This is a genomic window from Scandinavium sp. (assembly GCF_032012665.1).
Lineage (GTDB): Bacteria > Pseudomonadota > Gammaproteobacteria > Enterobacterales > Enterobacteriaceae > Scandinavium.
This window is the reverse complement of sequence record NZ_DALZVG010000024.1, coordinates 71,498-82,670: the sequence shown is the minus strand read 5'-3', so window position 1 is coordinate 82,670 and position 11,173 is coordinate 71,498. Positions and strand designations below refer to the sequence as shown.

The 11,173-nt window shown below is 50.4% G+C and carries 19 protein-coding genes; all 19 read right to left on the bottom strand.

What is annotated here, in order from left to right; genetic code table 11:
* Positions 1 to 30 precede the first annotated feature (30 nt).
* The 19 genes from RTU33_RS17490 to RTU33_RS17400 all read right to left on the bottom strand — a co-directional run bounded on the left by RTU33_RS17490 (position 31) and on the right by RTU33_RS17400 (position 10,622).
* Complete coding sequence (locus RTU33_RS17490) at positions 31 to 267, bottom strand: hypothetical protein (RefSeq protein WP_312629052.1); 237 nt, start codon at positions 265 to 267, stop codon at positions 31 to 33.
* A gap of 11 nt (positions 268 to 278) precedes the next feature.
* Complete coding sequence (locus tag RTU33_RS17485; protein WP_312629051.1) at positions 279 to 1,124, bottom strand: DUF4942 domain-containing protein; 846 nt, start codon at positions 1,122 to 1,124, stop codon at positions 279 to 281.
* Positions 1,125 to 1,252: 128 nt separating this feature from the next.
* A complete protein-coding gene (locus RTU33_RS17480) occupies positions 1,253 to 1,744 on the bottom strand; it encodes a DUF5983 family protein (protein WP_312629050.1) in 492 nt (163 codons plus the stop codon).
* Positions 1,741 to 2,118 (bottom strand): TA system toxin CbtA family protein, encoded by a 378-nt coding sequence (locus RTU33_RS17475; RefSeq protein ID WP_312629049.1) that lies wholly within the window; start codon positions 2,116 to 2,118, stop codon positions 1,741 to 1,743. Before RTU33_RS17475 ends, RTU33_RS17480 begins: the two co-directional genes overlap by 4 nt.
* A gap of 68 nt (positions 2,119 to 2,186) precedes the next feature.
* Positions 2,187 to 2,546 carry a type IV toxin-antitoxin system YeeU family antitoxin gene (locus tag RTU33_RS17470; protein WP_312629048.1) on the bottom strand — a complete coding sequence of 120 codons (360 nt, stop codon included), beginning with the start codon at positions 2,544 to 2,546 and terminating at the stop codon, positions 2,187 to 2,189.
* A 49-nt stretch (positions 2,547 to 2,595) separates the two neighbouring features.
* Positions 2,596 to 3,240, bottom strand: coding sequence for an antitoxin of toxin-antitoxin stability system (locus tag RTU33_RS17465; RefSeq protein ID WP_312629047.1), 645 nt, complete (start codon positions 3,238 to 3,240; stop codon positions 2,596 to 2,598).
* Between the two features lie 13 nt (positions 3,241 to 3,253).
* Positions 3,254 to 3,475: a DUF987 domain-containing protein gene (locus RTU33_RS17460; protein ID WP_070801389.1), complete on the bottom strand. Its 222-nt coding sequence runs from the start codon at positions 3,473 to 3,475 to the stop codon at positions 3,254 to 3,256.
* Between the two features lie 11 nt (positions 3,476 to 3,486).
* A complete protein-coding gene (gene radC / locus RTU33_RS17455; protein ID WP_021314683.1) occupies positions 3,487 to 3,966 on the bottom strand; it encodes a RadC family protein in 480 nt (159 codons plus the stop codon).
* Between the two features lie 10 nt (positions 3,967 to 3,976).
* Complete coding sequence (locus RTU33_RS17450) at positions 3,977 to 4,441, bottom strand: antirestriction protein (protein ID WP_004856826.1); 465 nt, start codon at positions 4,439 to 4,441, stop codon at positions 3,977 to 3,979.
* A 197-nt stretch (positions 4,442 to 4,638) separates the two neighbouring features.
* Positions 4,639 to 4,779 (bottom strand): hypothetical protein, encoded by a 141-nt coding sequence (locus tag RTU33_RS17445; protein WP_312629044.1) that lies wholly within the window; start codon positions 4,777 to 4,779, stop codon positions 4,639 to 4,641.
* Between the two features lie 18 nt (positions 4,780 to 4,797).
* Positions 4,798 to 5,616 carry a DUF932 domain-containing protein gene (locus RTU33_RS17440; RefSeq protein ID WP_312629043.1) on the bottom strand — a complete coding sequence of 273 codons (819 nt, stop codon included), beginning with the start codon at positions 5,614 to 5,616 and terminating at the stop codon, positions 4,798 to 4,800.
* Between the two features lie 85 nt (positions 5,617 to 5,701).
* Positions 5,702 to 6,295 carry a hypothetical protein gene (locus tag RTU33_RS17435; protein ID WP_312629042.1) on the bottom strand — a complete coding sequence of 198 codons (594 nt, stop codon included), beginning with the start codon at positions 6,293 to 6,295 and terminating at the stop codon, positions 5,702 to 5,704.
* Positions 6,279 to 6,965 carry a hypothetical protein gene (locus RTU33_RS17430; protein WP_312629041.1) on the bottom strand — a complete coding sequence of 229 codons (687 nt, stop codon included), beginning with the start codon at positions 6,963 to 6,965 and terminating at the stop codon, positions 6,279 to 6,281. The genes RTU33_RS17435 and RTU33_RS17430 overlap by 17 nt, the downstream gene beginning before the upstream one ends.
* Positions 6,949 to 7,149: a hypothetical protein gene (locus RTU33_RS17425; RefSeq protein ID WP_312629040.1), complete on the bottom strand. Its 201-nt coding sequence runs from the start codon at positions 7,147 to 7,149 to the stop codon at positions 6,949 to 6,951. Before RTU33_RS17425 ends, RTU33_RS17430 begins: the two co-directional genes overlap by 17 nt.
* Before the next feature lie 12 nt (positions 7,150 to 7,161).
* Positions 7,162 to 7,716, bottom strand: a complete 555-nt coding sequence (locus tag RTU33_RS17420) for a hypothetical protein (protein WP_312629039.1) — start codon at positions 7,714 to 7,716, stop codon at positions 7,162 to 7,164.
* Positions 7,717 to 7,799: 83 nt separating this feature from the next.
* Positions 7,800 to 8,063, bottom strand: coding sequence for a hypothetical protein (locus tag RTU33_RS17415; protein ID WP_312629038.1), 264 nt, complete (start codon positions 8,061 to 8,063; stop codon positions 7,800 to 7,802).
* Complete coding sequence (locus tag RTU33_RS17410; protein ID WP_312629037.1) at positions 8,035 to 8,187, bottom strand: hypothetical protein; 153 nt, start codon at positions 8,185 to 8,187, stop codon at positions 8,035 to 8,037. The genes RTU33_RS17415 and RTU33_RS17410 overlap by 29 nt, the downstream gene beginning before the upstream one ends.
* Before the next feature lie 354 nt (positions 8,188 to 8,541).
* Positions 8,542 to 10,053, bottom strand: coding sequence for a YfjI family protein (locus RTU33_RS17405; RefSeq protein ID WP_312629036.1), 1,512 nt, complete (start codon positions 10,051 to 10,053; stop codon positions 8,542 to 8,544).
* Positions 10,054 to 10,061: 8 nt separating this feature from the next.
* Positions 10,062 to 10,622: a hypothetical protein gene (locus RTU33_RS17400; RefSeq protein WP_312629035.1), complete on the bottom strand. Its 561-nt coding sequence runs from the start codon at positions 10,620 to 10,622 to the stop codon at positions 10,062 to 10,064.
* Between the last annotated feature and the right edge of the window lie 551 nt (positions 10,623 to 11,173).

Below are 11,173 nucleotides of genomic sequence, written 5' to 3'. Positions count from 1 at the left end.
AAGCAAAAACCCGCCTTTTGGGCGGGTTCTTTAAATAGTGGTGCCCGGACTCGGAATTGATTTGGTTGTGTTATTTATTTGATAGATATGGTTTTTATCGTGCTTCATAAAACTAGAGGCCCCCAGTAAGGCCCCCATCTGCAGCGCATCAAAATTTGACGGTTGAACGGGAATTTTTACGTCCATTTGAACTGTTTTTGATGGCATGGTGCTCTGACCATTTACAGAATCGCAGTGAGCACCATCCGTGTTTGAAAATGATACCATAATTTGGTTCCTTACTGTTTAGTGGGCAACGCCCCCGGATAGTGCCGGGCGATGATGTCATTTAGCTTATCGACCAGCTCTGATCGCTTGAAGGTGATATGCGCCGTTCCCTTCTGAAAATACTTCATCACAAACATCTCATCCTCGTAACGATTGCTGTACCTGTTCTCATTGATATGGTCTCCCAGGCGACGGGTAACGTCAGCACGGTTGTCGGGAACAGGTTTTCCATCGAGAAGCATCAGCATGCGCTCAAGATCGGCCAGGCGATCACGCTGCCAGCCCCAGTTCAGACCAAATCCCCAGCGGTTATGTTTCACGAGACCATTGACGATGATCTTTCTCCCAAACCGATACGGCGAGTTCGATTTGTAATCCCAGCTCAGACCCTTAAACACGTTAATCACACCACGTTCAAATACCTCACCTTTATTCAGATGTAATTGTTTAAAAGTGCCAAGAATATTTTCTTCATTGATAGCAGGAATATCGTCTTTCTCCAGGCTGTTGTACCACTCGTCGCGGGCCTGTGCATCCATGAGCGCCAGCATTCCCGACTTATTCATCAGGTCTTTCCAGATGTTGCGATCGATATTTTGGGTGATGGCTTTCATCGCTGTTTCTGGTTTCTCCATCAACCAGCAGTCGTAACGGTATTGCCGTACTCCCCATTCATTCGATTTGCCTCCGCCGATGGTGCCTGTCAGGGCTGATATATCGCCAAGTTGCTGAATGAGCGCTTCAATCTGCGCCAGTGCGGCGTCACGCCCGCTGACGATGCGTTCAATACTGGTAGAACAAATCACGTTAGTATTGTCGGTTAACACTTCGGATTCGGTGAGAGTAAGTTCTGACATAGTTTATGTCCTTTATATAAAGCAAAACGCCAGTCGGTGAGGGCTGGCGTTTATGCGTGTGGTGAATACAGGGCTGTGATTATTCTGAGTGGATGTGTTGCAGAGACTGAGCATGTCGGAAGGAGAGACTACCAGTCGAAGGTGCTAAAACCCGGCAACAGGTCACCCGCTGCATCCAGATGTAGCATATCGATTCCGTAACGTCGTATCAGCGTGGTCACTAACCGGCGACAGCCCTTTGATAATCCCATTCTCTTTAGTTCCAGCACCGGGTATAAGCGAGCGTTAAGTCTGAGCAGGTAACCGTAGCCGGTGTACAGTATCCAGTCACTGTTGCCGCCGTCGTGGCGTTGAAGAGTGGCCTGGTCGAGAATAGCGTTATCCTCACACGTGATATGGGCGGTACTGCACTGGATCCCATTCAGACGGGCGGTACGTGGTAGCGGATCTTCAACAACCAACTTCCCGGGGGTATCAGCAACACGAAGCGAATAACCGTTATCACTGACCACATTAATCAGGTCGGCCAGTTCAATACCATCTATATCTACAGCGATCCGGCCCATGTTGAGGGCCAGGACGTTGAGGGTATCGGCTTCTACGGTCAGGGAGAGCTTCATCGTGTTATTTCGCTGTATTTGCCGGTAGTGATGTCGGTAACCGCTTTATAGCTGTTCCGGGTCATGAGTCCACAGGCTTTACGGGCGCGGAGAATGTCAATGTGACCGATAAGCGGAGACTGTGTTTCTGTACTAAAACTGCGACGATCGATACGGACCAGATCGTACTTTTCAACGATAAAATTGACGGCATCGCACAGCGAGATACCAGCCTCAATATGCTCCTGGATCACGCCATCGTTGCCAAACGGCGTATCTGTGAGCGTCAGACCGTAGTGGCGGTCCAGCAAGTGCGTCAGTAATATCTGCCAGACGGCGACAGGCGACGGGCAGGACTCTGCCGCCCGTAAAGGGTGTATGGATTGGGTTTGCATGATGTTCTCTTTCTGAGGTGAAACGAGGAAGGTGGTAGTGTTGCCGGATGCTGTTGCAGGTCTGGTGATTACGCTGCTGGCGGTTCCCCCGGATAAATCGCGAGGTAGATATAACCACAACTGCCCAGTGTGTCCGCTTCGCAGATGAGACCATTGTGATACAGCGTGACGCAGTGCTGATGGCGGGGATTGAGTTCACCGGAAACCAGCATCAGCTCAAGCTGTTTCAAAAGCAGTGGAAACGCCTGATCAAGATGGCGTAAATCCGCTTCGCTGAACGTACCGGTGATGCTGGCGCGGTCAGCGAGATAGTGCAACTGGTTGCCTTCCTGCACCAGCCGTGCGCCAAAACACGGTGTGATGCTTCGCTGCAGACCCCAGCGCGGCGCGTCCATATTGTCACTTGCGGCGGTGTCAGATTCCGGCATGATTAAGTCTCGCTAAAAAATAAATTAAGTAATGGTTAACCGGAGGCAGTCAGCCGAATCGCTGACCGGTTTCGGTGAAGGTGTATTTACCGTCGGTGATGTCTTCATCAACGATAGCGGGGGATGTCTGCCAGCCGTATTCCGTTTCCAGCCAGTTGTATAACCAGCGGGCCAACTCCCGTATGGCTTCGGTTATCGCCGCTTCACTGTCTGCGGTCATGTCCTGTCCGGAGGGGCTGTGGCGTTCGACCGTGATTGCCATACAGGATTCATGGATATGCTGGCCGTGATGACGGATCGTGGCGCAAAGCTCGCCGCTGTTATGCAACTGGATGGCCTGCAGTGAATCGGTAAGCCGGTGCAGCTCTGCATCTTCAGGGAAGTGCTCCCTTATCCGGTATACGGCCTGCGGCTGGTAAGCATACTCCCCCTCAAAAGCAGCGCCGCTTCCCTGATGGCAGAAACCGCTGAACCAGATACAGAGGTGCTGACGGCTGCCGCCCGACGGGACAGGTACCTTGTGCATCTTAATGTCCACGCCCAGGATGTTGCAGATGCCGATAAACTCATCAAACACGTTCTGATACCAGTCATCATTCAGTGCATGTTCACGATACCAGCTACGGGCGTTCTCGCGGGCCGCGCCGGACAGTTCATCCAGCGTATAAACGGTGGTAGAGATAATTTGGCTCATTTGTTCTCCTTACTCAGTTCAGCGTGACGCTACGCAGTACCACATAAGGGCCGTTGCGGTCCTGACGGCGTTCCGCGAAGACGGCCAGCACACCGCTGATGTCCTGTACCTCCCGGCCTGCATAGTGGCAGACGCTGCCGGACCACTGATACCGCCCGGTACAGAAGCGGAACAGCCGGGACTGCGGATGCTGGCGGTATATCGCCATCGCCTGGCGTTTGCTGATAATCTTCATCACCGGTCTCCTTAAAGCCAGCCTCGTTCGGCAAAAGACACTATATCCATCCCGCCAACCACCAGGTGGTCCAGCAGGCGAATATCGACCAGCTCCAGCGTCTGCTTAAGACGTTCTGTGATCCGTCTGTCTGAATCGCTGGGCTCTGCGTGCCCTGAAGGATGGCAGTGCGCCACGAGCATGGCAGCAGCGTTATATTTCAGTGCAGCCTTTACCACCTCCCGTGGATAGACCTGCGTATGGTTGATGGTGCCGGTGAAGAGAGTTTCGTGCGCAATCAGCCGGTGCTGGTTATCGAGGAAGAGCGCGGTAAACTCTTCGCGCTCCAGTGTGGCAAGCTGCAGGCGCAGCCAGTCACGTACTGAGCTACTGGAGGTAAATGACGCACCGGGTTCGCGTAACTGACGCTCCAGCAGGGTTAGTGCCTCACGGATGGTGTGTTGTGCGGATGCCGGTAATTCGGCGGCAAACAGTGGTAACTGTGTTTCCATAGCGGGATCCTCAGTCAATGATGTGCATGATGGCGCTGCATTCCGCGTGGTTGAGCGCGTAGTCCCGCAGACGGTAATAGTGCTCCGTCATGGCGTCGCATTCGGTGCGCATGGCGTGGTGGCTGTAAGCCATCAGGCAGGCTGCTATGCCCGCGGCCTCTGCGCTCATTTCCACATCGTTGCCATTCATCGGGTTGAACAGCGTCCATTTTTCAACGTCATCACCATCTGGCTCCGGGGCTATAAAAGCACCGCCGTTGCTCAGCGTGTAAAACTGCCAGATACCCCCGCAGTAGTCTGCACAGAAGAGGTCCATCCAGGCGAAGATATGCGGCTCAAGGGTCATCCACTGCGGGATGGAACCAAAGTGCTGTGGCCAGAAGCCGATACGCTGTTCATCGGGCAACAACGTGACGATGAGAGTGTTGGTATTTTCGAGGTCTGAAAGGGTTTGCAGATTTGTAGCGTTATTCATTGGTTATTCCTTTTGAAAGGCCATAAGTGCGACTCCGGTAAACGGGAGCCTGATGTGTGGAAAAGGTGATTTGAGGCGTGATGGCGAAGGAATGTGTTACCGGCGGGTAAGTTCAGCAGTCGGTGTGGTCAGAAGCAGCTGTGGGCAGGACTGTGCATAGCCGTCAGCATCGCACCGTGAGGGCCAGATGCCGTCAGTCACTGACAGTCGGCACAGGCTGAGTTCACCAGGCCGGTAGCAGAGATGCCTGCACCAGGCGCAGAGGTCATCGTCGGATACAGAGCGGCAGCCGGGCTGGTTTTGCAGGGAAACAGGCCAGACTGCTGTCTGGTGAGCATTCGCTGGAACGTGCTGCATCAGCTCAGTGCCTGCTGCAGCTCTTCCGCCATGACCCATAACGCGCGATTCAGTTTGAGGTCACCGTCGATACCGTTAACGGCACGGGTGCGGCTGCGTTTCCCTTGTGCGGAGCGCCCGACCAGTCCGCCCTTGCTCAGGTTCTCCTGCAGGCGGTTAAAGACCGTCCACAGGTCACTTTTATCGTCCTGCCAGCGGCGGGCACTCAGTACCTGGGATTCGGTTACCGGCTGATGTTCCTCGCCAAAGCGATATGTCAGCGCAGCTTTTGCCAGCGCCTGCTGTGCCGGTGGCGGGAGCAGCAGCGACTGCATTGCCTCACGCTTCTCCTCGACCCGGTCAAACACGCCGAGTACTTCGTAAGCCCCTTCAATGACTTTCTCCACCACGTTTCCCCGGTGGGGTACGCGTATTTCGCCAAATGACTGTCCGCAAACCAGAGAATTAGTACAGACGCTGCGGAAAATTCCCGGCAGCAGCTGAAAGCTGGACGCACCATCGTGACTGTTGAGGATGATGATTTCTGGTACCTGCTGGCCGTTTATCTGCCCGGCGCGGCGCAGGCGCAGCATATGCTTTGTATGCTCCCGGCGGTCAGGGTCGCGAACGCGCGACTGACAGGCGAAGAACGGCTCAAACCCTTCACGCTGCAGGTTTTCGAGCAGGGCAATCGTGGGGATATAGGTGTACTTTTCACTCCTGGAAGTGTGTTTGTCTTCACCGAAGACGCTGGGAACATGACTCATCAGCTCCTCATGGGTCAGCGGACGGTCACGGCGTATCTGATTGGTTCGGCCAAAGCGACTGGCTAGTTTCATGGTTAATTCCTTCATAAATGACATAAAAGCAAACAGGCCACGTTTCCCGAAGGAGACGTGGCCTGTTGCCAGTAGCATTGATGGGTTATTTTTCTTCGTGTGGTGGCAAAGCAGGTTGCGGATTTGCTTCTGGTGATGTCGGGCGGTAATCGCCCAGCTTCAGTAGCAGTGGTCCTCTGTTCTGCATCAGCCAGCTCAGGCACTTTTCCCGGGGCAGGACCAGCCTGATCGGTGTAGGTAAAAACTCATACGCTTTGTTGAAAAGATCGGCAATCAGTTCATCGTCCTGCAGTTTGTCTTCAGCGATACCGACCAGCCCCTCCAGTACCACGCGTTCAATCACAGGACGGTAACGTGTAATTGTTGCGCTAAATCGTGATGCAGACACCTCTTCTTCCGTTGCTACAGCGTCTGGCGCAGTTACAGTATCCGCCCCATCATCTGTCAGTGACAATGTTTTCACTGCATGCTGTCGGTTCGTCAGCTGTTTTAACTTATTAACCACACCACCAGAACGAGAACCCCCGGTAATATTCTCCAGAGCATCTCCGGCATCAGGAGAGGCAGGTATATCCGTCTGCTCCTCCTTTTCATGCTTACGCCTAAACGGAGATTTAAACCGATCACGTATTCCTGATGTGACCGCTTTATTATCCTGGCCTTCAGTTGACTTCTTCATAATTACCTGACATATCAAAGCGAATACTGACGGAGTTTCTACCTATTTGCATTTGGGCAAGATAGTTGTTGTTGCCCAGGACCCTTACAGGGAATGCCATAGTGCAGATATTTTCTGTATTGCCCTGAGCCATTTGCTTACGGGTTATATCGCTACAGATCTCTTTAACCCTGTTACGGACGTCCTGCCCAAAAGGATCTTTATTTAATGCTGCTTTCCTTTTTGGGTCATTAATTCCCAGAAGGCCAGCAATATCTCCTTCACGGGTCATTCGTTGCTGCTCTGCACGGGCCTTACGCTCAGCTTCTCCATGCTCTTTTTGATACTGCTCATATTCTTTATTACGTTTTTCTTTCCATACCTGATTCTCTTCTGATATTGCCTCCCGCATTTCACGCTCTGTTATCCGGGTCAGGTGTATCCCATCGCGGAGATTTATACGATAGTAATAGGTATCAACAGACCCTCCTATAGAATAATTATAAATACAGGCATCTCTGGTTTTAACCAGTTGTCTGTGCGGATATCCGGAACCCCCAAGATCATCATGAATGGCTTTAATTACCGCAGCGCTTACCTCTTTGTTATCCATATTACATTGACTGGCCGATACAGAAAAACCCAGACAAAGTATGATTGAGGCAATAATAGTATTAACTAATGTTTTCATTATTTATTCCTTCGTGGCTGAAGACACTCAAACGGAAAATAGAGAGCAGGCACCAGGTCACAATCGCAGCCCCGGTGGCTTTAATGACAATGGTCGTGCTGCGCATCAGTACCAGAGCAAAGACCAGGAGTACCGTTACCGGAGTCATTCCCCGAACCGGTGGATGTGTCGTTTTTACGCCCATATAACCTCCGGCTCAATACGCGTCATTCATATCTGGGATCGTGACGTAGAACGTTCCGTCATCCCGGACCTCAATGGTTACCGGCATTTTCCTGCCGGTATTCATCAATGCACGGGCTCTGTAAAAGCGACCGGAAACCTCTTCCTGCATGTCGTCTATCTTTATGCAGGTGGCGCGTTGATGATTTTCCTGCATGATTTCCGTTACGGTCGGGCAGGCTGATTCTGCCAGTGCTGAAGAGGTGTCATGGGACATCTGGAACCAGGTCCCGGCCAGCATCAGTACAGTGGCGACAATCCATACCTGGAACAGGCGCTTCGGCTTTTGCTGCCAGGCATCACGCTTCCACAGATACACCGGGGAGATAAGAAACCACCACAGCGAAGGCGCGGGCTTTTCCTGCTTCAGTAATGTCTTCCTGTCGCCATACACGGCACCGAACGTGACACCGATGCTGGCCGTCGTCAGCAGTGTATCCGGCATAAACAGCCCCAGCAGAAACAGCACCAGAGGGAGAAGGGCCAGCAGCCATGCGTTAGCGTCATTTTTATCAAAGGGGTAATTCATTACATCGTCTCTTTAGTTATTGATATAGCGTACCTGCATCAGCGGAATGTGCCGCGTCAGGTATATAAAGGAAATCAGCGAAATTACTCATCGGGTAGTTCAGCGGTTGCCAGCTCGGGTGTGGTGTTGTTCCCTCCTTTGTAGATAGTGGCTAAGCCGTTTTGTGGATAAATCACGACCGCATTTTTCTCACTGTCGAAGTCGCAGTTGGTGATACCGGGCATTTCCACGGCCCTGCCCGTTTTGAGGTTTGTCACCCATATGCCACCGGTCATACAGTCGCGCCCGTACTGCGTCTGAATAACGCTGTAACGCCCTTCATTTGCCAGAACAGCTGAACCACTCATCACAGCCGTCAAAAGGTTTCGTACCTTCTTTTGTCCGGATGGATTCAGGAATGTTGTCAGCCTGTGCCAGGGGGCTAAGCAACAGCGCAGCCAGGTCTGATACGGCCAGTAATTGTCGTTTCATTTAAAGCTCCTGTGTGAGTGAGTCGGATGAGTGACACACAGCAGATACCAGGGAAAGATGCGGATGAGGGAATAATCCGTCGTAAATCGGAGATAAAGCAGCCTGTCCCACCATTCCATAGAGAATGCAGGGGTAAGAGTAAGCAGGGTAAATGAGGGGGTAAAATTGATTTTTCCGATCGATAATGAGGAATCGATCTGTTTTATTTATAGATTAAAACGATCGATACATCTGTATGCATAGTTAAAATCAATCGATTGTGGTGCATTGATCGCTCATACAGATCAATGAGATAAAGAAAACCCCTGTATCAGTCTGATAATACAGGGGTGAAAATTTATGGATTACAAAAAATTACGGCATCGTCTTCCAGCAAAGTGTTATGTAGCATTCGCTATTTATGTTTTCAGTCGTAATAAATCCCTCCTGTTCAAGCCGCTGGAGCAACGTGTCGATTTTCCTGGTCTTTTTCCTTAGTTTCTCGGGGCCATAATTGATCAACGTACTTTTACGAACGCCAAGAGCGTCGGGTTGGGAACAGAAAGCCAGGATGCTGGACATAAGTAAACACGCATCCTGGTTGGCCTCCATCAGAGGATCCACTGGTGCGAATGCCTTAAGAAACTGATTCAGGTACCAGATACTGACCTGGATCGCACCGTTCATTGATGCCGCTGAAATCACATCGTTATCAGCAGCGAAATACTGAAACAGTGCAGCTATACGAGCTGTATTGTCAGCGACTTTGGACGCGTAGTCCTTTATATGGCTCAGTAACTGGTGGGGAGCAAGCTGCACTTCAATGTTATTGAAGAACATCTCCCATGCCTGGCGGGCTTCAGGGGAAAACATCATGCGGATATGAGGATTGTTTCCTGAGGTCCAGGTAGACAGAATTTCACGCTGGCGCTGATGAAATGCCCTGAGCGAATCATTCGGCTGGTTTGTCTGAGTCAGCATCCGGCTTCCCTGAGTGGATGTCGGGTGGCAGATAAGTGTGCGGGCCAGGAGGCCAACGCTTTTAGCCTCGTCCCCATGACGTGCCAGGTAATTTGCAAATATGCCAGGTTGTACCAATAATGACATTGTTAACCTGCCATCTTTAATGACCTGGTCTGGTGCTGATTTACGGTCAATGGTTACCGTTGCCCCATCCCAGAGCTTATTAAAGAAAGGAAGTTCACTTAATGTGCGGGTTTTGAACACCATCCCGGCTTCATCCGACATGATGCCAGTGCCGGGGGAATTCTCAGCCAGGTGCTTCTTCAGTGCTGCCGGAGTAACGTCAGAGAAAATCAGCTTGTAGCGAACGGGGGCAGGCGGTTCTTCAGCCTGCTGTCGTGCAATCCTTTCTTCTGTATCTGCAGTATCTTCGCCTTTTGTGATTTGCTTTCTGAGCATTGCCTTCAGTGCTTTCATTTTCTCCTTGTGGGTTTCCACCCTTCGACGCCACTGCACCATCTCCTCTTCATAGCGTTCATAAAGTTGCGCATCAGCCTGATACAACGGAGTCATGAAGAGTTTATCAACAGTGCTTTTACGTTCTCCTGACTCCGCCAGTGTAATCATGAACAGCGCTACCGGAGAGACGAGTGTTTCCGTTCTTGCCACGTTAATAACCCCCTGACAGGTCAGGGATATAGCGCCCAGCGCTGATGCAGCGACCAGCGCCAGAGGTGCCTGCGTTTGCTGTTGTACTGCAGAAACAGTATTTCGAATAATTTCCGGTAGTGCATACACCGGAAAGCTATCAGGATCGTAGTTTTGCCTGCCAAGAAAAGCCCCCTGTCTTGAAAATGAAGGAGGGACAGCCACTGGTGAAGTTGCAGGGGTATGAAAATTGTATTTTTCAGGGAAGTTCATCATTTATCTCATTAAATCAAAAGAGTTATATGGAATAGATTGGCGTTGGTATCAAGAGAATGGCAGGGAGGAGCACGTGGGGGCATCGACGGGATACCGCAAATATTTATATTTAAACAGGCAGGGAATGTATTCAGTGACGGTAACGCTACGGGAAAAACTAGATATAAATGTCCTGGCACAGAAGTACGGCCTTTCAGCAAAGCAGGGAATATGTCAGAGATATGTGCTGTGAATAAGATAGATGGATGCAAAAAACAACGTTCCCCCTCAGGGTTAATACCGTTAGGGAATTTTAACCGCGCTACAGGAAATATTCCGGCGTCAGGAGTCAGAGCATCGCCATTATCCTGTGATTGCCTTTCTCCGGCATCAGTGATGATATTGTTAATCGTTGCAAACAGACCGTGAGTGGTTATGGGGTCACTTCCTGTTAACGCATTATCAGTAACGATAAGTGATCCCAGAATGCGTTCGATCTGATTGATGGAAAAAATACAAACAGAACCATGCTGGGCAGGAATAATTCCCTTCAGAACCTCTTGCTCTTCACTTGTGTATATTCCACTCATATCCTCTCCTTTTGCAGCAATAAGCATGTAACATATGCCTTTCGGTTGATATGCCTTATTTCTGTTTAAAAAATAGAACCCAATTCAGCTTCATACCGAACACGGAAAATGCATGACAGAAGGAGAATTAACCCTTGCCATAAAGTATTAACCATTAGTGGTATTAATGTATTTGGTGTGGTGTCTGTATTTGCTATCTCTCTTTACCTGTACCCCTCTATAACCTGTTATTATTCTTGTTATCTATTTCCATTATGATTGACACGTAACCTAGCTCGCTTATTGTACAGCCCAGTCTTATTGCAAACATAAAAATGGAATGAGCGAACAAATAATAAACAACAAAATGGAAAAGCTTACTTTTCTGCATCGGGCAGCCAGTACGGGCAAGTCACCATGCTTTGAGGTGAATACAGGCCCTCCTGATGATACTTTAGAAAAGTTGAATAATTCGGCCATGGTAGTTCCGTTGCCTCTGTCTGTTGCCCCTTAACGAAAAGGGATGTCTGTACCGCTATCTTTCCGTAAATCACACTACGGTCAGGCTAATT